Origin of the sequence: Lampropedia cohaerens (genome assembly GCF_001005215.1) — a bacterium.
GTDB lineage: Bacteria > Pseudomonadota > Gammaproteobacteria > Burkholderiales > Burkholderiaceae_C > Lampropedia > Lampropedia cohaerens.
The window spans coordinates 126,186-145,682 of record NZ_LBNQ01000022.1 but is presented as its reverse complement, the minus strand read 5'-3'; the positions used below and the strand labels follow the sequence as shown (position 1 = coordinate 145,682).

18 protein-coding genes are annotated in these 19,497 nt (G+C 62.3%); 4 read left to right on the top strand and 14 right to left on the bottom strand.

What is annotated here, in order from left to right:
• Positions 1-117 precede the first annotated feature (117 nt).
• Together AAV94_RS15295 and tsaE are read right to left on the bottom strand one after the other, a co-directional pair.
• Positions 118-1,683: an N-acetylmuramoyl-L-alanine amidase gene (locus AAV94_RS15295; RefSeq protein WP_084824796.1), complete on the bottom strand. Its 1,566-nt coding sequence runs from the start codon at positions 1,681-1,683 to the stop codon at positions 118-120.
• Complete coding sequence (gene tsaE / locus AAV94_RS06780) at positions 1,680-2,195, bottom strand: tRNA (adenosine(37)-N6)-threonylcarbamoyltransferase complex ATPase subunit type 1 TsaE (RefSeq protein ID WP_046741559.1); 516 nt, start codon at positions 2,193-2,195, stop codon at positions 1,680-1,682. The genes AAV94_RS15295 and tsaE overlap by 4 nt, the downstream gene beginning before the upstream one ends.
• 70 nt (positions 2,196-2,265) lie before the next feature.
• Between tsaE and queG the strand changes: the two genes are divergently transcribed.
• A complete protein-coding gene (queG, locus tag AAV94_RS14835; protein WP_197408028.1) occupies positions 2,266-3,477 on the top strand; it encodes a tRNA epoxyqueuosine(34) reductase QueG in 1,212 nt (403 codons plus the stop codon).
• On the opposite strand, the gene AAV94_RS06770 is transcribed toward queG, so the two are convergent.
• The 12 genes from AAV94_RS06770 to AAV94_RS06715 form a co-directional block, all read right to left on the bottom strand.
• Entirely contained in the window at positions 3,378-4,274 is an 897-nt protein-coding gene (locus tag AAV94_RS06770; protein WP_046741558.1) for a recombination-associated protein RdgC, read from the bottom strand. The genes queG and AAV94_RS06770 overlap by 100 nt on opposite strands.
• A gap of 122 nt (positions 4,275-4,396) precedes the next feature.
• The gene (gene ugpQ, locus AAV94_RS06765; protein ID WP_046741610.1) at positions 4,397-5,149 is read right to left on the bottom strand and encodes a glycerophosphodiester phosphodiesterase; all 753 of its coding nucleotides are present in this window, start codon (positions 5,147-5,149) and stop codon (positions 4,397-4,399) included.
• Positions 5,150-5,212: 63 nt separating this feature from the next.
• Positions 5,213-5,854 (bottom strand): cation:proton antiporter, encoded by a 642-nt coding sequence (locus tag AAV94_RS15320; RefSeq protein WP_084824795.1) that lies wholly within the window; start codon positions 5,852-5,854, stop codon positions 5,213-5,215.
• A complete protein-coding gene (locus tag AAV94_RS06755) occupies positions 5,854-6,135 on the bottom strand; it encodes a K+/H+ antiporter subunit F (RefSeq protein ID WP_046741557.1) in 282 nt (93 codons plus the stop codon). The genes AAV94_RS15320 and AAV94_RS06755 overlap by 1 nt, the downstream gene beginning before the upstream one ends.
• Positions 6,132-6,638, bottom strand: a complete 507-nt coding sequence (locus tag AAV94_RS06750; protein ID WP_046741556.1) for a Na+/H+ antiporter subunit E — start codon at positions 6,636-6,638, stop codon at positions 6,132-6,134. The genes AAV94_RS06755 and AAV94_RS06750 overlap by 4 nt, the downstream gene beginning before the upstream one ends.
• Positions 6,635-8,362 carry a monovalent cation/H+ antiporter subunit D gene (locus AAV94_RS06745; protein WP_046741555.1) on the bottom strand — a complete coding sequence of 576 codons (1,728 nt, stop codon included), beginning with the start codon at positions 8,360-8,362 and terminating at the stop codon, positions 6,635-6,637. The genes AAV94_RS06750 and AAV94_RS06745 overlap by 4 nt, the downstream gene beginning before the upstream one ends.
• Positions 8,359-8,724, bottom strand: coding sequence for a Na+/H+ antiporter subunit C (locus AAV94_RS06740; RefSeq protein ID WP_046741554.1), 366 nt, complete (start codon positions 8,722-8,724; stop codon positions 8,359-8,361). Before AAV94_RS06740 ends, AAV94_RS06745 begins: the two co-directional genes overlap by 4 nt.
• A gap of 4 nt (positions 8,725-8,728) precedes the next feature.
• Positions 8,729-11,746: a monovalent cation/H+ antiporter subunit A gene (locus AAV94_RS06735; protein WP_046741553.1), complete on the bottom strand. Its 3,018-nt coding sequence runs from the start codon at positions 11,744-11,746 to the stop codon at positions 8,729-8,731.
• 671 nt (positions 11,747-12,417) lie between these two features.
• The gene (gene pssA / locus AAV94_RS06730) at positions 12,418-13,209 is read right to left on the bottom strand and encodes a CDP-diacylglycerol--serine O-phosphatidyltransferase (protein ID WP_046741608.1); all 792 of its coding nucleotides are present in this window, start codon (positions 13,207-13,209) and stop codon (positions 12,418-12,420) included.
• Positions 13,210-13,424: 215 nt separating this feature from the next.
• Complete coding sequence (gene ilvC / locus AAV94_RS06725; RefSeq protein WP_046741552.1) at positions 13,425-14,441, bottom strand: ketol-acid reductoisomerase; 1,017 nt, start codon at positions 14,439-14,441, stop codon at positions 13,425-13,427.
• 93 nt (positions 14,442-14,534) lie between these two features.
• Entirely contained in the window at positions 14,535-15,026 is a 492-nt protein-coding gene (ilvN, locus tag AAV94_RS06720; protein ID WP_046741551.1) for an acetolactate synthase small subunit, read from the bottom strand.
• Between the two features lie 156 nt (positions 15,027-15,182).
• On the bottom strand, positions 15,183-16,961 hold the full coding sequence (locus AAV94_RS06715; protein ID WP_046741550.1) for an acetolactate synthase 3 catalytic subunit: 1,779 nt from the start codon (positions 16,959-16,961) through the stop codon (positions 15,183-15,185).
• Positions 16,962-17,257: 296 nt separating this feature from the next.
• On the opposite strand from AAV94_RS06715, the gene AAV94_RS06710 reads away from it, so the two are divergent.
• The 3 genes from AAV94_RS06710 to AAV94_RS06700 are packed head-to-tail and all read left to right on the top strand — an operon-like array spanning position 17,258 to position 19,281.
• Complete coding sequence (locus AAV94_RS06710) at positions 17,258-17,830, top strand: RNA polymerase sigma factor (RefSeq protein ID WP_046741549.1); 573 nt, start codon at positions 17,258-17,260, stop codon at positions 17,828-17,830.
• Positions 17,831-17,835: 5 nt separating this feature from the next.
• Positions 17,836-18,306: a DUF3619 family protein gene (locus AAV94_RS06705; protein WP_197408027.1), complete on the top strand. Its 471-nt coding sequence runs from the start codon at positions 17,836-17,838 to the stop codon at positions 18,304-18,306.
• A 57-nt stretch (positions 18,307-18,363) separates the two neighbouring features.
• Positions 18,364-19,281, top strand: a complete 918-nt coding sequence (locus tag AAV94_RS06700) for a DUF3106 domain-containing protein (RefSeq protein ID WP_156454363.1) — start codon at positions 18,364-18,366, stop codon at positions 19,279-19,281.
• Positions 19,282-19,497: the final 216 nt, after the last annotated feature.

Below are 19,497 nucleotides of genomic sequence, written 5' to 3'. Positions count from 1 at the left end.
TTTGAGAAAGAAGTTGCGCGCGGCCTGCCAGAACACACCCAGGCGGGCCTTGGCGCAGTCTTCCCGGGCAGGCGCGCAGCCGACCACCTGCGCCATGACGCGAGACAGGCGGAGCGCTCAGACGCTGCGCACCCGCGGCAGCGGAGGAAAGCGTTCCAGATAGCCCAGTACGCCTGCGGCAATGGCGTCGGCCAGTTTGGCCTGATGCCTGGCGCTGCGCAGCAGCTGCTCTTCCTGCGGGTTGCTGATGAAACCCGTTTCCACCAGCACGCTGGGGGTGTCGGGGTTGCGCAGCACGGCGAAATTGGCCTGTTCCACGCGGCTGCCGCGCACCGTGGTTGCTTTGGCAAGTGCAGCGCGCATGATGGCGCCCAGTGCAAGGCTGTCGCGGATCTGTGCGTCCAGGCTCATCGCCGCGAGGGTGTTCTGGACGTGCCGATCCTTGGAGTGGATGTTCAGCCCCCCAACCTGGTCGGCACGGTTTTCCTGCTCTGCCAGCAGCCGCGCGGCCGCGCTGGTGGCTCCACGTGGATGCAGGGCGTAGACACTGGCCCCGCGCGCGCTGCGGTTGAGCGCGGCATCGGCATGGATGGAGACGAAGAGGTCCGATTGCACGCGGCGTGCGCGCTCGACGCGCGTCGCCAGCGGCACGAAGAAGTCCCGGTCACGGGTCATGAATGCCTGCACCGGCACGCCGTTGACGCGGCTGCGGTTGAGGCGCTCGCGCACCTGCAACGCAATGGCCAGCACCACATTTTTTTCAAACGTTCTGGACGGACCGATCGCGCCAGGGTCTTCTCCGCCATGTCCGGGATCGAGCGCCACGATGTAGATGCGGTCGGTCTGCCTGCGGGTAGCGGGCGGACTGGGAACGGGAGGCGGCGGTGGCGAGGGCGGGCGTACAGGTGGCGGGGCAGGCACTGGTGCTGGCGCTGCGGGCGCGGGCACGGGCCGATCGCCATTCTGGCGTATCCAGTCCCCCAGCGGATCTGACGCATCCGGCGCGGGCAGGGGCGCCGCTGGCGGCACTGCAGGCGCTGGCAACGGTGTTGCGGCCGTGTCGGGTGCCTGGGCAATGGTACGCAACCGCTCCTCAATCAGCTGCGCCATGGGATCGACGGGCGTGAGCGGGTACAGGTCAAATACCAGCCGGTGCTGATAGGGGTCAATCGGCTTGAGCGTGAAGACCTCGGGCCTGACGGGCTGCTTCAAGTCCAGCACCATGCGCACGACGGTGGGCTGGTTCTGTGCGATGCGGATGCCGGCGATATTCGGATCGTCAGCCTGCACATGGGTTTCCAGATTGCGCAGCTCCGGGCCCAGTTGCAGATGGTTGATATCGACGAACAGGCGGGGTGGATCCGACAGCATCTCGTAGGTTGCCTCGAGCTCGTTTTCCGACTCGATGGTCACGCGGGAATATTCCGGGGCCGGCCAGATGCGAATGGCAACGATGCCCTTGCGATTGCCGATGCCCGCCGTCTTTGGGTAGTGCTGCTCGCCAATCTGTGCGCGCGCAAGATGGTGCACGCCAAAGGCGCACAGCAGCATGCCAGCCTTGAGCACGCCACGCCGATCGACTGCAGCATCGTCGCCGGCGTTGGGGGGAGGGCATGGCGTCGTCGGAGCAGTGTATGCCGGACGGGCGGTCCACAGCCGGGCAGCGGAAAGCGGTTTGGTCATAGCGGCGATTTCATTACGGATTGCAGCACGTCGTGGCCGGCTGCGCTGTAGGCACGCAGGCTCAGCTGGCGGCGCGAAGGGTCGTGGGAGCCGAAGGCAAAGGACAGCGAGAGGTCCGGCGTGCCGATAAGTTCCCCTGCCTTCTGGGGCCACTCCACCAGCCGCAGCCCTGGCCCATGCAGCACATCCTGCAGGCCGGAGTCCAGCCACTCCTGCGGTGACTCCAGGCGGTAAAGGTCAAAATGTGCCACCTCCGGCAAGCCATCCGACAGTTCGTAGGATTCCAGCAGCGCATAGGTGGGACTTTTGATGCGCCCCTGCACCCCCAGGCTGCGCAGCAAATGGCGCACGAACGTGGTCTTTCCGGCCCCAAGCTCGCCCAGCAGATCGATGCGCAGATCGCCCACCTCCTCCATGCGCGCAGCGATCGTGCGTGCAACCGCCGCAGTGGCGAGCTCATCGGCAAGCGCCAGGGTGTGGGAGGCACGGGGACTGGGGAGGGCAGCTGTCATGAAGGCGGGGCGAAGAAGGCGTGGAAATATGGCAAGCGGTTGAGCGCGAACTTCCTACAATCCTGCACCTATGCCGGCCGACATCGACAAGCATCAACTGGTGCAGGACATTCAAAGCTGGGCCAGCGCGTTGGGATTCTCTCAGATCGGCGTGGCCGGTGTGGACTTGTCCGACGCCGAAGCTGATCTGCTTGAATGGCTGGCACAGGGCTTTCACGGCGAGATGCACTACATGGCGCGCCATGGCGTGCTGCGTGCGCGGCCGGCCGAGCTGGTGCCGGGTACGGTCAGCATTGTGACGGCGCGGATGAATTACCTGCCGTCCGGAACGCCAGGCAACTGGGCCTCCAGCGAACTGCAGCGCCTGCAGGCGCCCGAGCAGGCCATTGTGTCGGTGTATGCGCGCGGGCGTGATTACCACAAGGTGCTGCGCGCGCGGCTGCAGAAACTGGCCGAGCGCATCCAGCAGGCAGTCGGGCCGCTGGGCCACCGCGTGTTCACCGATTCGGCGCCGGTGCTTGAGGCGGAGCTGGCCGCCCGCAGCGGGCTGGGCTGGCGCGGCAAGCACACCCTGGTGCTCTCGCGCGATGCCGGCTCGATGTTTTTCCTCGGCGAGATCTTTCTGGACATCGATCTGCCGCACACACCGCCAACCAGCGCGCACTGCGGGGCCTGCAGCGCCTGCATCAAGGCCTGCCCGACAGGTGCCATCGTCGCACCCGGCAGGGTGGACGCGCGGCTGTGCGTGTCCTACCTCACGATCGAGCATCCCGGGCCGATCGATCCAGCGCTGCGCGAGAAGATCGGCAACCGGGTGTATGGCTGCGACGATTGTCAGCTGGTCTGTCCGTGGAACAAGTTCGCCAAGCCGTCGCAGCTGGTGGATTTCACGGCCCGTGCGGCACTTGCGCAAGGCAACCTGCTGCAGTTGCTGAACTGGACGCAAGAAGAGTTTCTGCGCTACACCGAGGGCAGTCCGATACGCCGTATCGGCTACCTGCGCTGGCAACGGAATCTGACCGTGGTTTGCGGCAACGCGCTGCGCAGCGCACGCCTGCCGCAAGCCACCATAGCGGCGATATGCGAGACGCTGCAGCGCTGGCAGGCTGCGCCGGATGCGCCGCCGTGGCTGCGCGAGCATTGCCAGTGGGCGCTGGCGCAGCAGCCTGGGCATGCGGCCGCTCAGCCGACGGCAGGTTCCTCGCCGCCCAATGCATCGAGCAGTTGCGGGATGAGCTGTGACAGCTCACCCGTGGCCAGCGCGACGTTGCCGTCAAAGTGATCCTCATCGCTGCTGCGGTCCTCATGTACCGCATCGCTGAAGGCAAGTTTCTTGACCTGCAAGGTGTCGGTCAATACGAATTGGCAGCGATCCCCCCAGCCCAGCGAGAGACGGGTGGGCCGCTTGCCCGCCTGCAGGTGTCCCTGGATTTCCTCAATTTCGAGCGAATGGCGTGCGTAGCGCACACTGGCGCGGGTGTCATCGGTCGCTTTGAGCTCGCATTCGTCGCCGAGGCTGAATGCGCCCGGAGCGGCCTGCTCCTGCAGCCACTCGGTCATGGCCGCAGCCGGGCTTTCGCGCGTCTGGATCATGCGCGGTGCAAAGCCCGGAAGCTGCTCGACCAGCGCCGTGAGAATGTCGTCGGCGCGCTGCGCGCTGGCTGCATCGATGACCAGCAGGTTGAGGCTTGGGCTGATCCACACCCAGGTGCCGGAGGTTTTGGTAAACGCCATCGGCAGCAGTGACAGCCGCACCTCATCCTTGAGGTCGCGCAGTTCCTTCTTGCCTGGCCGGCGACCGGCCTGCGCTTCGATGGCGCGGGCCTTCTCGTCGACCTGTGCCTGCACCACCGAGGATGGAAGAATCTTGGTTTCGGTGACGTGGCGCAAGATCCACTGTCCCTGGACAGATTCGACCATGGACGAGTGCTCCTGCCCGCGTGGCGCCACCCAGCCACTGGCGCGCTCCTGCGTCGGCGAGCATGGTGTAAACGGGTGGGCCTCGGTGGCGGCAAGGGCTGCCTGCAGATCGGGCTGCCAGCCGGGAGCAATGCGGTAAAACAACAGATTCTTGAACACGAACGAAGATCCTGACGGTAAGAAAAGTGCCCAGCGTGGGGCAAATCCAGCATTGTGCCGCGTCTGCCCGGCCTGTGGACGCGCAAGTGGTCACGCCCGCCGCATGGGGCGCGTTGCGGCGGTCAGCGGCAGTCGGGATCGAACAGATCCACGCGGTCCGTGATGATGCCGTCGATGCCCAGGCCGATCAGGCGCTGAGCCTGCTCGCGTTCATTGACGGTATAGCTGAGGCAGCGCAAGCTGCGCGCGTGCGCGGCATGTACGCACGCTTGATCCCACAAGGCGTAATGGGCAATCAGTGCCGCGCAGCCGAGTGCGTGGGCATCGAGGAGGACGTCGTCACGCCATGCATCCACCAGCAGTCCTAGCGGCAACTTGCCATTGACCTGCCGCGCTGCTGCCAGCGCCTCGGGCTGGAATGATGAAAGCAGTGGCGCTGGGCGCGCGGCGGGCCAGCACTGCGAGACGAGTTCGGCCACGGCCTGGCCCGTGCGCACTTCCTCTCCCGCATGGGGCTTGATTTCGATGTTGAGAAAAAGATGCTGGGCGATGCACCACTGCACAATCGTGGCCAGCGTGGGCAGTGGCTCGCCGCCGTAGAGGCGGCTGTGCCAGCGGCCTGCATCGCGCTGTGCCAGCCAGGCCCACGGCTTGCCTTGCCCGGGTCCCTGAGCGCAGGTGGTGCGATCCAACGTCGCATCATGCAGCAGGTAGAGCACGCCATCTCCGCTGAGTTTGGCGTCGCATTCGAACATGCGGTAACCATGTGCCTGCCCGACGCGCATGGCCGCCAGCGTGTTTTCCGGAGCCAGCTTGCCGGCGCCGCGATGGGCAATCCAGAACGGGTAGGGCCAAGCGGCCAACGGTGCTGGCATGATGACTATGGTGCCGGCGGCATCCACGGGTGCGTGCTCGGATTGACGCGTCGTGCAGCCGTATCAGTCCCTGGGGGAGGTCGGCGGATCTGGCCGGTCTGTATTGGTGGAAAATGAGGCCACGCCGTCGCCGGAAGGGGCTTCGGCGTCATCGGTATTCTCGCCAGAAGGCATCGAGGCAGGCTTGGCTTGCGCTGCGGCGGTCTTGGCCTGTTGAACCGCCACCTCCGCTTCGCGTTGCTGGTGCGCCAGTGCTTCTGCCTGCTCCTTGGCCAGACGGTTTCGGCGGCCTTCCTCGCGCAACTCCTGCTCTTCCCGTTCGATTTCAGGGGCACTCTTGGGCGTGGCGATCCGCAGGACATTAACACTGCGGGGCACATCCTCGCCGCGCTGGCGCGCGCGAAACAGGGCCGCTCGCATCAGGAAAATTGTGGTTACCGGCGAAGTGATGCTGATGAACAGGCCCAGCAAAAAGACGTTCAGCGCCGGCTTGGAGGTGGTGACGGTGAAGTAGGTGATGGTGGCCAGCATCAGGCACCATATGCCCGCCGTGGTGATGAGTGCTGGGGCATGGATCCGCGAGAAAAACGTATGCAGGCGCAGCAGGCCGGATGCGCCAAGCAGGGCCACGACGCCACCCAGAAGCGCAAAGAACGCCGTCAGTAATTCGGCCCACAGCGGAATGGCAATCACACTGTCTTCCATTACTCGATGACCTCGCCACGCAACAGGAATTTTGCCATCGCCACCGAGCCGACGAACCCGAGCAGGGCAATCAGCAAGGCGGCCTCGAAGTAGGCAAAACTGTCGTAGTAAATCGATAGCGCCAGCATGATGTACATGCCCAGCACGAACAGGCAATCGACGGCCAGGATGCGGTCTTGCGCGCTGGGCCCGATGAGCAAGCGCAGTGTCACCAGCAGCATCGAAACGGCCAGCATCGCCAGTGCGGCGGGAATGGCCCAGGCGAGAATCAATCCATTCATTCGAAAATCTCCATCAATGGGCGCTCGTAACGCTGCTTAACGGTATCGATCACCACTTGCTGGTCAATGCGCCCGTCGAACACGTGCAACAGCAAGGTGGAGCGATCCATCGACAGTTCCGCCCAGGCATTGCCGGGCGTGATCGTCACGATCATGGCCAATACCGCCAGCGCGTTCGGATCACGCACGTCCAGCGGAATGCGGATGAAAATGGAGGTATCTTCCTTGGTCAGTTTGGGGCTCAGCAGGATGCGGATCACCATCCAGTTGGATTTCCACGCGTCCACCATCACGATGAAGCACAGTCGCAAAATCACCCATGGCTTGCGGATGCGCACATACTGAGGGCGCAGCTTCTCGCTGAAATGCGGAATGCCCAGCCCCAGCCCCAGCGCCAGCACGCAATTGCCAAGACTGTAGCTTTGCGTCATTACCAGCCAGATGACCACCAGCATCAGCGTGATCAGCGGCGCGGGGATGAGAAAGTGAAACACCTTTTTCATTCGCTCGCCTCCTGTGCGCCAGGTGCGGCTAGGCTATCGCCCTCGGCCTGTGAGGGATAGGGGATGGGCTGCGTCTGCAGGACCGCGTTGATGTAGTCATCCGGTGAATACAGGGAATTGGCGGTAACCTGCATATAGCGCATGATGTCGTCGGCGCGCACCGTCATGGCGATGCAGCATGCCATCAGCAGGGCGATGGGCAGGCCTTCGACCACTTTCACCTCAGGCGGGTTGCGATCATGTGCCGCCCAGAAGTGGCGGATGCCCGCGCGCGAGAACGCCACAAGTGCCAGCAGTCCCGAGGCGACCAGCAGCCCCAGCAGCAGCCATCCTTCTGTACCTGGTGAATGTCCGGTGGATGCGCCGATGCCCAGCGGGTTGAGCATGGCACTGAGCATGGCGAACTTGCCGATGAAACCAGACAGGGGCGGCAGGCCCGCAATCAGCAGGGTACAGGCTCCGAAGCTCAAGCCCAGCATGGCGACCGCAGCGGGGATGACACGACCGACCAGTGCTTCTTCCTTCTCGTCGAGATTGAGCGCATCCAGCTGGCCTTGCAGATCGGGGGTGAGAAAGGGGGCTTCGTCTTCCTCCTCGTAAGGCGCATAGTCCTTGCCGTCGTTGCGCCAACGGTCAAGCAGGTCGGCCAGAAGAAAGAACGCGCTGACCGCCAGCGTGGAGCTGACCATGTAGTAGAGCAGGGCCGCAGTCAGCAGGTTCTGTCCGAAACCCATGGCAGCCAGCAGTGTGCCCGATGAGACGATGGCGCTGTAGCCGGCCAGATTGCCAAGCTTTTGCGAGCTGAGCACGCCGATCGAGGACACCGCCAAGGTGGCCATGCCCGCGTAGATGAGCCATTGGCCACCGTACTGCGCGGAATCGCCAGCATCGTAGCCGAACATCAGCGTCCACAGCCGCAGGATCAGATAGATCCCGACCTTGGTCATGATCGCAAACAGCGCAGCGGCGGGGGCTGTTGCCGCACTGTAGGCGCGGGTGAGCCAGAAGTTCAGTGGCCAGATTGCCGCCTTGATGAGAATGGCAACCGACAGAATGCCTGCTGCCACGTGAAGCAGGGGCCGGTCCTCGGCTGCGATAGACGGGATGGCACTGGCAATGGCGGCCATGTTCAGCGTGCCCGTCAGACCGTAGACCATGGCAATGCCAATCAGCAGCAGCGAAGACGCCAGCAGATTGACCGCGATGTAATGCAGGCCTGCCTGTACGCGCGCGCGCCCGGAGCCGTGCAGCAGCAAGCCGTAGGAAGCGGCCAACAGGATCTCGACGAAGACGAACATGTTGAACAGGTCGCCGGTGAGAAACAACCCGTTGAGCCCCATCAGCTGCAGCTGGAATAAGGCATGGAAGTTGACCCCCGCCCGATGCCAGTGTGCTGACGAATAGATTGCGGCCATCAGCGCAAGCGCCGAAGTGAGCACCAGCATCAGGGCAGCTAGGCGATCGATCACCATCGCAATGCCGCTGCTGGCGGGCCAGTTTCCGGCCAGATAAACGCCCATGGCCGTCGGAGCGCTTTGCCTGTGGGTCCACTGCAGAAGGTAGATGCTGACGAGCAGCACTACCGCGCAGGAGATGACGTTGAGCACCAGTTTGGTGTGCTGGCGTTCCTCGCGCAGCAGCAGCAGAATCGCCGCCATCGCCATGGGCACCAGAACCGGCGCCAGCATCAGATGCGGGATCAGGGAGAACAACCACGCCTTCATGATGCCTCGCTCTTTTCTGCCGCGAGGCTGCCGTCCACATGGTCGGTACCGGCCATGCCGCGCAGTGCGAGCAGGACCACCAGAAACAGCGCCAGCGTCGCAAAGCCGATCACGATGGCCGTGAGCACCAGCGCCTGGGGCAGGGGATCGGTGTAGTGCGCGAGATCGGCCGGCACGCCAGGCTGCAGCACCGGTTCCTTGTTGATCGCAATGCCCATCCGACTCATGGAGAAGATGAAGAGGTTGACCGCATAGCTCAGCAATGCCAATCCGACAATGACCTGAAACGTACGCGGGCGCAGCAGCAGCCAGACTCCGGCGCCGGTCAGAACTCCTATGGCAATGGCCAGAACAATCTCCATGTCGTCACTTCCGGGAATGATGCTGTTGGACGTTGAACCGTGCGGCTTCGGCATACGCGGCCTTGGCGCGCGCGCGCAGCGCAGCAGCCTGCTTTTGCTCGGCCTCGTCCTCGATCTTGCGGGCGTGATAGCGATGCGCGCGGGTGGACTGGTGGGCCAGCGCAATCAGGATGAGCAGGGTTGCGCCGACCACCACGGAGAAAACCGCCAGGTCAAAGGCCATGGCACTGGCCAGGTGGACGTCACCAATGTAGGGAATCGTGACATAGCGCGAATGGGACGTCAGGAATGGGTAGCCCCAGTACAGCGAGCCCATGCCGGCCACAATGGCGCATACGAAACCCAGGGCGATCCAGCGCCGCGGGTACAGAGTCAGGTTGGCTTCCACCCATTGCGAGCCGGAGATGATGTACTGCAGCAGCAGCCCGACCGAGAACACCAGCCCGGCCGCAAAGCCGCCTCCGGGCTCGTTATGCCCGCGCAAGAACAGGTAGGCGGCCACCAGTGTCGTGATGGGCAACAGCAGCCGCACCAGCACAGCGGGCACGGTCAGGTAGCCAATGGCCGTATCCTTGGCCTGGCGGGGGTTGAACAGGTCGGTCACCAGGTCGCTTGGCAGCACGCGCTGCTGCATCGGCAGGTCCATGGTTTCACGCGCCGGGCGAAAACGGCGCAGCAACGCATAAATGGTGATGCCGACGATGCCCAGCACGACGATCTCGCCAAAGGTATCGAAGGCGCGGAAGTCCACCAGCGTGACGTTGACGACATTCGCGCCGCCACCCTCTGTATAGGCGCGCTGCAGGTGAAACAGCGAGCTGCTGTCGGTGTAGGTGCGCGACATCATCGCGTAGGCCAGCAGGGCAATGCCACTGCCGGCGAACATCGCAATGATCAAATCGCGGGCGCGGCGTGCCTGTGCGACATTCTGATCGATCGACCACGTGGAAGGGCGGATCGACTTGTCCCGCTGCGGCAGCCAGCGCAGCCCCAGCAGCAGCAAGATGGTGGTCACCACCTCCACCGTCAGTTGCGTCAGGCCCAGGTCTGGCGCGGACAGCCAGGTGAATGTGATGACGACGCACAAGCCCGTCACCCCCAGAAGAATCATCGCTGCGAGCCGGTGGAACTTGGCTTGCCATGCCGCAGCGATGGCGCAAACGCATCCGACCAGCCAGATCGTGCCGAAACTTGGCGACAGCGGCTGTGGTGCATGATCGCCAAGGCGCAGCCCGCCATACCACAGCGGGGTAAATGCCACGAAGAAGGTCACCATCAGCACCCAGAAAATCTGCCACTGCAGCCGGTGCGTGATGAGCCGGCCTAGCAGATTCCGGCCCGAGTGGGTGCAGTACGCAAGGAGATACTCAAACAGGCGCTGGCCCGTCAAGGTCCAGGTAAACGCGTAATCGGCCAGATAGTCCTTGCCGCGCACAAACTTCGCAACGAAGAAAAACAACGCTGCACCCACCGTGAGCGCGATCACGCTCATGATCAGAGGACGGTTGATGCCGTGCCATACCGCCAGGCTGTAATAGGGCAGATCTCCGCCCACTACCGGCGTTGCCGCCGCGGCGAGAAATCCACCGATGGTCAGCGAGGGCAGCACGCCCACCGCAAAGCAGATGACGACCAGAAAGCCGACGGGCACGTTCATCCAGATTGGCGGATCGTGCGGATCCTTGGGCAAGTCGTCTGCAGGCGCGCCAAAGAACACGTCGTAGGCGAACCGCAGCGAATAAATGCAGCTGAAGATACCGAACACCACCGCCAGCACCGGCAGACTTGCCTGGATGTAGGTGGGGGCGTGGACCAACGTGGTTTCCGCAAAGAACATCTCCTTGGACAGGAAACCATTGAAGAACGGCACGCCGGCCATGGCGGCGGTGGCCACCAGGGCCAGCACGAAGGTGATCGGCATGGTGTGGCGCAGCCCGGAGAGGCGGCGGATATCCCGTGTGCCGGTCTCGTGGTCCACAATGCCCACAACCATGAACAGCGACGCCTTGAACGTCGCATGATTCATGATGTGAAAGACTGCAGCAACGGCCGCCAGATCGCGGTTAAGCCCGAACAGCAGCGTAATCAGCCCGAGGTGGGAGATGGTTGAATACGCCAGCAATCCCTTGAGGTCACGCTGGAACATCGCCACGAAAGCGGCAAAGAGCAGGGTGAGCGCCCCGACGCCGCTGACGAGCCAGAACCACAGCTCCGTGCCGCTGAGAACCGGCCAGAAGCGCCCCAGCAGAAACACGCCAGCCTTGACCATGGTTGCCGAATGCAGGTAGGCCGACACAGGCGTTGGCGCGGCCATGGCATTGGGCAACCAGAAATGAAAGGGAAACTGCGCGCTCTTGGTAAATACACCCAGCAGGATGAGACACAGCACAATCGGGTAGGCGCTGTGGCTGCGGATTTGCGAGCCGGAAGCGAGCACCACATCCAGGTCGTAACTACCGGCAATGTGCCCGAGCATCACCATGCCGGCAAACAGGCAAAGGCCACCGGCTCCTGTCACCGTCAATGCCATGCGCGCGCCGCGCCGCGCGTCCTTGCGATGGTGCCAGTAGCCAATGAGCAGGAAGGAGAAGATGCTCGTCAGCTCCCAGAAGAAGGCGATCTGGATGATGTTGCCAGACAGCACTACGCCAGCCATCGACCCCATGAAGGCCAGCAGGAAGGCAAAGAAGCGCGGTACAGGATCCTGCGGGGACATGTAGTAGCGCGCATACAGCACCACCAAGGCTCCGATGCCATAGACCAGCATCCCGAACATCCAGCCATAGCCATCCATGCGCAGCGACAGATTCAGCCCGAAGCTGGCCAGCCACAGGAACTGCTGCTCGATGATGTCCCCCCGCGCGATGGCTGGGTAGTACATGGCCAGGTTGATCGCGCCAAACAACGCTACCAGGCCGGCCAGCGTGGACTCCATGTTGCGCGCATTGGAAGGCAGCGCCGCAGCGACCACGCTGGCAATGAATGGCAGCAGGATGATGGTGGTAAGGGCGGCTGGCTCCATGATCGCTGGATTTTACGGGAGTTGCCCAAAGAGAACTTGGGCAGAAGGTTAAAAAGTTGTCGTAATTTCAAGGCCTTGACGGCAAGTCTTGATTAATTTCTTGTAGTGAAGGAGGTGTCGTCGCTTCCCTGCAGGAAGCGCCGGGTAGGCGGCGTACAGTCCTCAACACCGCAAGCCACAGCACTTTTGCTGCGAAATTGCTCGAAAAGTGCTGCAAATTCGCTCAAATTTCAAAAGTCTGCATTATCAGGAAGAATGTGGGTTGAATGCAACATTTTCCGCAAAAGACCTACAGCGATACAGGTCAGAAGCGCCGATACGTGCATATTGGCTGCAGTTGTCTCAAGATGTATCCAAGACGTGTTATCTGGGAGATTGCTGCGCTGATGGATCATTTGATACGATGTATATTATGTTAAGTAATAATTTTGATTGCCTCGCATTCAGTGCGTCAGCAAGCGGCATGGATCCCATGGCTGATTGGCGACAGCGACGATCTCTGGCGCGAGCGGCTGCAAGCCAGCTCCGCTACGCGGTGACGTTGATCGTGTCCTGCTTGCCAGTGAAGGGCAAGCAGGAAGGCGGTACTTCTGGCCGGACGCACATGCGCTATCCCCAATGGAACATCTCAATGCAACCAGCCTTGTCGACCTCCAGCTTCTTGCTGGGCCTTACTTGTGGAGTCCCTGCTCTTCAGGCTCGTCGGTTGACGTGCTGATGACGCTTACGGGCTCGCCACGGGCCTTGCGGCGTGCATACACCGCCAGGCCGCTGAAGGCATAGACAACAAACATGCCAAAAAGCACCAGGGGTGGATCGATGTTGATGATGGCAATGATCAGCACGATGAGCACGACGCTGACGAACGGAACGCTGCGGCGAACCTGCAAGTCCTTGAAGCTGTAGAACGGCAGATTGGTCACCATGGCAATGCCCGTGTACAAGGTGATAACGAACATCAGCGCGGCCATGGTGGTCTCGGACAGGTAGGTCTCGTAACCCCTGCCCTCGTCCGTCATCAGCCAGATGAAGCCGGCGACCAGCGCAGCGGCGGACGGCGAAGGCAGGCCCTGGAACCACCGCTTGTCAACCACGGAAGTGTTGACGTTAAAGCGCGCCAACCGCAGCGCGGCACAGGCGCAGTAGATAAATGCGGCCGTCCAGCCCCAGCGTCCGAGCTCGTGCAGCGCCCAGACATAGGCCACCAGCGCCGGCGCCGCGCCGAACGAAACCATGTCGCACAGCGAATCCATCTGCTCGCCAAATGCGCTTTGGGTTTTGGTCATGCGCGCAACCCGTCCATCGAGCCCGTCAAGCACCATGGCGGCAAAGATGGCCAGCGTCGCCACACTGAAGCGTCCTTCCATCGCCATGACGATGGCATAGAAGCCACAAAACAAGGCCGCCAGCGTAACGAGGTTGGGCAGCATGTATATGCCCTTTCTGCGTCGAGGCACATCCATCCGGTGCGCCGATGCCGGCGAAACGCCGGCGGCCGCGCGGTCTGCGGTGGAGTCCTCGGTTAGGTGCTGCTCGTCGTTGGTGTTCATGGTGCTCGATGGAACGAAAGTAGAGTCTGTTCAACGCATTATCCCCGTGCGCGCTGCATGCCGCCGCTGACCAGAACGCAAAAAGGCCACCTGAAAGTGGCCTTTGGGGGAAGCTGAGCCGATTCGCGTCAGTTCTTGGCCTTGTCGACCAGCTTGTTCTTGGCGATCCAGGGCATCATGGCGCGCAACTGTCCGCCAACCACTTCGATCGGATGCTCGGCCATATTGCGACGTCGTGCGGTCATGGACGGATAGTTCAGGCGGCCTTCCTGAATGAACATCTTCGCGTAGTCACCATTCTGGATGCGCTTGAGCGCATGGCGCATGGCTTCACGCGACTGCTCGTTGATGACCTCGGGGCCGGTCACGTACTCACCGAACTCCGCGTTGTTGGAGATGGAATAGTTCATGTTTCCGATGCCGCCCTCGTAGATCAGATCAACGATGAGCTTGAGCTCGTGCAGGCATTCGAAATACGCCATCTCCGGGGCATAGCCTGCTTCCACCAGCGTCTCGAAACCCATCTTGATCAGCTCGACGGCGCCACCGCAGAGAACGGCCTGCTCGCCAAACAGGTCGGTCTCGGTTTCTTCCTTGAAGCTGGTTTCGATGATGCCTGCCTTGCCGCCACCGTTGGCCATGGCGTAGGACAGTGCCAGATCGCGCGCCTTGCCGGAGCGGTCCTGATGCACGGCTACGAGATGAGGCACACCACCGCCCTGGGTGTAGGTGCTGCGCACCGTGTGGCCAGGTGCCTTGGGAGCCACCATCCAGACGTCCAGATCCTCACGCGGGATAACCTGGTTGTAATGCACGTTGAAGCCGTGTGCGAATGCCAGCGAGGCGCCCTTCTTGATGTTGGGCTCGACCTGTTCCTTGTACACCGCGGCAATGTCCTCGTCAGGCAGCAGGATCATCACGACATCGGCCTTCTTCACGGCTGCGGCAACTTCCATCACCTTCAGGCCGGCCTTTTCGGCCTTGGGCCACGACGCGCCGCCCTTGCGCAGGCCGACGATGACTTTGACCTTGCTGTCGTTGAGGTTCTGCGCATGCGCATGGCCCTGGCTGCCATAGCCGATGATGGCCACGGTCTTGCCTTTGATCAGGCTCAGGTCACAGTCCTTGTCATAGAAAACTTTCATTGCTCGCTCCTGAAGATGGTTGTCACAACCGATGAAAAGGGAATGGGAAATGCAGAAAATGGCCCGATCGCCGCGGGAACACTCGGATCTTCGTCAGAGGCGCAGGATGCGCTCACCGCGCCCGATGCCATTCGGGCCGGTGCGCACGGTCTCCAGAATGGCCGAGCGGTCCAATGCGTTGAGGAAGGCATCGATCTTGGCCTGGTCGCCTGTCAGCTCGATGGTGTAGCTCTTGTCGGTCACGTCAATAATGCGGCCGCGAAAGATGTCCGTGGTACGCTTGATCTCCTCGCGCTCCTTGCCCGAGGCACGCACCTTCACGATCATCAGTTCGCGCTCGGTGTAGGCGCCGTCAGTCAGGTCGACCACCTTCACGACCTCGATCAGCCGGTTGAGATGCTTGGTGATCTGCTCGATGGTCTCGTCAGAGCCTACGGTCTGGATCGTCATGCGCGACAGCGACGGATCCTCAGTGGGCGCGACGGTGAGTGATTCGATGTTGTAGCCACGGGCGGAAAAAAGACCGACGACGCGCGAGAGTGCGCCTGGCTCGTTCTCGAGCAGGACTGCGATGATGTGTCGCATGGGGTGATTCCTCTTTTCGCTGCCCTCCCCCGTGCACGGTAATGCACGGGCTTGGCAGGCAATTGATTCATTCAACAGTGAAATAGCGCGATGGGCTGATGCAACAAGGCTGCAGCCACCGCAAGAGTGGGCCGTTGCGCCGGGCCCGGTACGGTGTCACACGTCGTCTGCGCCCAGCAGCATCTCGGTGATGCCCTTGCCGGCCTGCACCATGGGGAAGACGTTCTCGCCAGGATCGGTGCGGAAGTCGAGAAACACCGTACGGTCCTTCAGGCGTCGCGCCTCACGCAGCGCGCCCTCGACATCCTGCGGTTTCTCGATCAGCATGCCGACATGTCCATACGCCTCGGCGAGCTTGACGAAGTCGGGCAAGGCATCCATGTAACTGTGGCTGTAGCGGCCAGAGTACTCGATTTCCTGCCACTGGCGCACCATGCCCAGATAGCGGTTGTTGAGCGCGCAGATGATGATCGGTGTGTTGTGCTGCAGGCAGGTCGAGAGCTCCTGGATGTTCATCTGCACAGAGCCCTCGCCGGTGATGCAGAACACCTCACTGTCCGGTTTCGCCAGCTTGATGCCCATGGCGTAGGGGATGCCAACGCCCATCGTGCCCAGCCCGCCCGAGTTGATCCAGCGGCGCGGCTCGTCAAAGCGGAAATACTGCGCCGCCCACATCTGGTGCTGCCCGACATCGGAAGTGATGTAGACATCGTCGCCCCGGGTCATGTTCCACAGCGTCTCTATGACGTACTGCGGCTTGATGACCTCGGTATTGCTGCGGTCGTAGTCCAGGCAGCGCTGCGCGCGCCAGCCGTTGATAGTGGCCCACCACTGCTCCAGCGCCTGCGCATCGGGCCGCTCATCGGTTTCCGCCAGCATGTTCAGCAGCTCCGTCAGCACATCCTTGCAGTCGCCGACGATCGGCACATGCGCTTTGACACGCTTGGAGATCACGGACGGATCGACATCGATATGGATGATCTTGCGCTCGTTCTGGGCAAAGTGCTTGACGTTGCCAATGACGCGATCGTCAAAGCGGGCGCCAATGGCCAGCAGCACATCACAGTGCTGCATGGCGTTGTTCGCCTCGACCGTGCCATGCATGCCCAGCATGCCCAGAAACTTCGGATCGGACGCGGGGAACGCCCCCAGCCCCATCAGCGTATTGGTGACCGGCGCGCCCAGCCTGTCGGCCAGCGCACGCACCTGCGCTGTGGCGTTGCCCAAAATGGCGCCACCCCCGACGTAGATGTAGGGACGCTTGGCCGTCAGCAGCAATTGCATGGCCTTGCGGATCTGCCCGCCATGGCCCTTGCGCACCGGGTTGTAGGAACGCATCTCACAGGTCTGCGGATAGCCCTCGTAGACGACTTTCTTGAACGAGACGTCCTTGGGAATGTCGATCACCACCGGACCCGGCCGGCCAGAACGGGCAATGTGAAAAGCCTTCTTGACGGTAATGGCGATGTCCTCAGCACGCTTGATCAGGAAGTTGTGCTTGACGATCGGGCGCGTGATTCCAACGGTGTCGCACTCCTGAAAGGCATCCTGCCCGATCGCAGGCGTTGGCACCTGACCGGAAATCACCACCATCGGGATGCTGTCCATATACGCCGTCGCCAGGCCCGTGACGGCATTAGTCAATCCTGGCCCCGATGTCACCAGCGCCACGCCCACCTCGCCGGTAGCGCGGGCATAGCCATCGGCGGCGTGCACCGCAGCCTGCTCATGCCGCACGAGATAGTGGTTGACCGACTGCTGGCGATACAGCGCGTCATAAATATAGAGCACGGCACCGCCCGGATAGCCCCAGACATGCTGCACGCCCTCGGCAGCCAGTGCGCGAATGAGAATGTCCGCCCCCATCAATTCCTGGGGCGCAGCAGCGTCGTGCGCGGCATGGGCTGCGCGAATTTCGGCTTTGGAGATTTCCATGAGAAGAACCTTCTGAGAATTTCGGAACTGAAAAACCTTCGGTGCCTCTTGCCAAGCCCTTGTGGGGCCGACTCAAGACTTAGGCGTGGGAACATGGGTACACCGCCTGACAATACTGCCAGCCACCGGATCACACGCCGTTTGAAAGATGAGATTGCGCCATTATGGCACCAGAAAGGCGCGCGGAAGGAAAAATATGGTGCATGCTGGCGGTTGAGCGATAATTGCGGGCTTTGGCCTGCAGCCGATTAACGTTCGCCCCGTGGCGTCCTGTCATACCGTTTCGTACACCGATCTTGGCTTCTTCCAAAGAATTTGCAGCGTTTCTTGAGCAGGTGGAGCGCCGTGCGTTCAAGCGCACGCTGTTTCACGTCAAGGATGAGCAGGCCGCGCTGGATATCGTGCAGGACAGCATGCTGCGTCTGGCCGAAAAGTACGCGGACAAGCCCATCGAGGAGGTGGGCATGCTGTTTCACCGCATCCTCGCAAACTGCACGCTCGACTGGTTTCGCCGGCAAAAATCGCGCAATGCGGTGCTATCGAGCATGGGGGATTTCGAGCACAGCGTGGACGACGGCGACGGCTCCTATTCGCTGCTTGAAAATTATGCCGGACCCCAGGGCACGGATCTCGTTGAGAGTGCCGAAAGCAGCATCGCACGTAAGCAAACGTTTGAACTCATTGAACAGGCGTTACAAAAGTTGCCCGCGCGTCAACGGGAGGCATTCATCTTGCGTTACTGGGAAGAACTGGACGTTGCGGAAACCGCCGCAGCAATGGGCTGCTCGCAAGGCAGCGTCAAGACGCACTGCCACCGTGCCGTGCAGGCACTCAGCGCAATGCTGGCAGCGCAGGGGGTGACTTTATGACGACGATGCGCCACACTCAATCCACCCATACCTTGCACCAAAACGATGCGTTGCCTGCGCAACAGGCGCTGGATGCACAGGGCGCGGCGATCGGCAAGCTGTTGCGGCGCGGTGAGGCCGCGCTGGCGCCGGATGTGGCCGCACGCCTGCGCTTTGCACGCCAGCAGGCGCTGCAGGCGCACGCACTGGCCAGTGCGCGCGTGGCGCATCAGCAGCCTGTGCCGTCGCAGCCGCGCAGACCGCTTGGCTGGTGGAAGAAAACTTTGGCGGCGGTGCCCTTCCTTGCAGCTGGGGCCGGCGCCGTCTTCATGCAGGGAGCCGTCAGCGACGATGGCATGCAGGCTGGCGCAGCCATCGACCTGAAGATTCTCCAAGCGCCGGTGCCGCCCTCGGCATTTGCCGACCCGGCTTTCATGGCCTACCTGGAAGCGCAGTCCATTCACTTGCCCGGTGGTGGCGACGCGGCAACACCGTAACGCCCCTTTTCCTGTCCGATTACAACTTCTGCACCCGTTTTGAATTCCGATACTGGTTTGACGTCCGTTGCTGAATCCTCTAGGGGGCATCGTTCGCAGACTATCCACGCAGCGCTGTGGCTGCTGTGCGGTACAGTGCTGCTGGCTGCCCTGCTGGGTAGCTGGTGGGGCTGGCAGCGTCCCCTGCTGACGCCCGCGCTACCGGCGGGGGTTAGTTATGCCGGGCCGTTGATGCTGTTTGGTCAGCCGCAGAGCGCACCGGACTTCAGCAGGCCGCCCTCTGAATGGGTACAGCCTGATCCCACGCAGCTGCGCGGGCTGCACATCACAAGGCCGGTCTGGAGCGATCTGAGTAATGCGCAGCAACACACTCTGGCTGGTCTGAAGGAGATCTGGCCCTACATCAGCAGTGCGGAGAAACGGCGCTGGCTGGCACTGGCACGCGAGGTCGCCCAGCTTGACCCGGCGCAGGCCAGCCAGGTGATGGCCAACATCGGCATATGGGCGAACATGTCCGAGTCTGATCGGCAGGCGGTGCGCCAGCTGCTGAGCGGCGTCGATGCCCAGCAGTTGGCATCGATTAGCCAGGCCTGGCAGGCCTACAGCGCACTGGATGCGCAGCAGCGGCGTGCACTGCTGCAGAAGAACCGGTACACCTCGCAGACCAGCGCCCGCACCTCGCGCAAGAAGACGCGGGTGACGATTCGCGCTGCCGCGCAGGTTCGCCCGGGACTGTCCAATCTGCCGAAGATTCCGCTTGAGCCGGTGCGTTATGCCGACCTTCGCAAGGCGGTCAAGGGAGCGTCGCCTGCCAGCGGCGCAGCCGCAGCGCCGGCGGTGCGCCATGTGCAGGAGGCGGAGGTCGTAACGACCTCCCCAGGCAGCCCTGCGCAGCCCCGCACCTCGCCACGGGTGACCTATTGGCACGGCATTCCCATTACGCCGCCAGCGGACCCTCCGGTCTACCAGAACTAGGCCACGTTCGGGAACCTGTTCAAAATCGGCGCTTACGCAGGCATTACCGCACGCGGTGCAGGCGCACCGGAGTGAATACGCGTCAGCAAAACGCTTCATCGCTGAAGCCTAACGGCTGCCCGGCACCAGTGCACCGTGCGGGCTAGCGCGGTGCCATCGCCGTCAAAGCCAGAAAAGCGATACGCCCTCAGATCGCTTATCGCTCGCGCGCAACGG

Excerpts from the sequence above, each read along its gene's own strand:
- AAV94_RS15295 (WP_084824796.1), bottom strand. The coding sequence starts at position 1,683 with ATGACCAAACCGCTTTCCGCTGCCCGGCTGTGGACCGCCCGTCCGGCA.
- tsaE (WP_046741559.1), bottom strand. The coding sequence starts at position 2,195 with ATGACAGCTGCCCTCCCCAGTCCCCGTGCCTCCCACACCCTGGCGCTT.
- queG (WP_197408028.1), top strand. The coding sequence starts at position 2,266 with ATGCCGGCCGACATCGACAAGCATCAACTGGTGCAGGACATTCAAAGC.
- ugpQ (WP_046741610.1), bottom strand. The coding sequence starts at position 5,149 with ATGCCAGCACCGTTGGCCGCTTGGCCCTACCCGTTCTGGATTGCCCAT.
- AAV94_RS15320 (WP_084824795.1), bottom strand. The coding sequence starts at position 5,854 with ATGGAAGACAGTGTGATTGCCATTCCGCTGTGGGCCGAATTACTGACG.
- AAV94_RS06755 (WP_046741557.1), bottom strand. The coding sequence starts at position 6,135 with ATGAATGGATTGATTCTCGCCTGGGCCATTCCCGCCGCACTGGCGATG.
- AAV94_RS06750 (WP_046741556.1), bottom strand. The coding sequence starts at position 6,638 with ATGAAAAAGGTGTTTCACTTTCTCATCCCCGCGCCGCTGATCACGCTG.
- AAV94_RS06745 (WP_046741555.1), bottom strand. The coding sequence starts at position 8,362 with ATGAAGGCGTGGTTGTTCTCCCTGATCCCGCATCTGATGCTGGCGCCG.
- AAV94_RS06740 (WP_046741554.1), bottom strand. The coding sequence starts at position 8,724 with ATGGAGATTGTTCTGGCCATTGCCATAGGAGTTCTGACCGGCGCCGGA.
- AAV94_RS06735 (WP_046741553.1), bottom strand. The coding sequence starts at position 11,746 with ATGGAGCCAGCCGCCCTTACCACCATCATCCTGCTGCCATTCATTGCC.
- pssA (WP_046741608.1), bottom strand. The coding sequence starts at position 13,209 with ATGGATGTGCCTCGACGCAGAAAGGGCATATACATGCTGCCCAACCTC.
- ilvC (WP_046741552.1), bottom strand. The coding sequence starts at position 14,441 with ATGAAAGTTTTCTATGACAAGGACTGTGACCTGAGCCTGATCAAAGGC.
- ilvN (WP_046741551.1), bottom strand. The coding sequence starts at position 15,026 with ATGCGACACATCATCGCAGTCCTGCTCGAGAACGAGCCAGGCGCACTC.
- AAV94_RS06715 (WP_046741550.1), bottom strand. The coding sequence starts at position 16,961 with ATGGAAATCTCCAAAGCCGAAATTCGCGCAGCCCATGCCGCGCACGAC.
- AAV94_RS06705 (WP_197408027.1), top strand. The coding sequence starts at position 17,836 with ATGCGCCACACTCAATCCACCCATACCTTGCACCAAAACGATGCGTTG.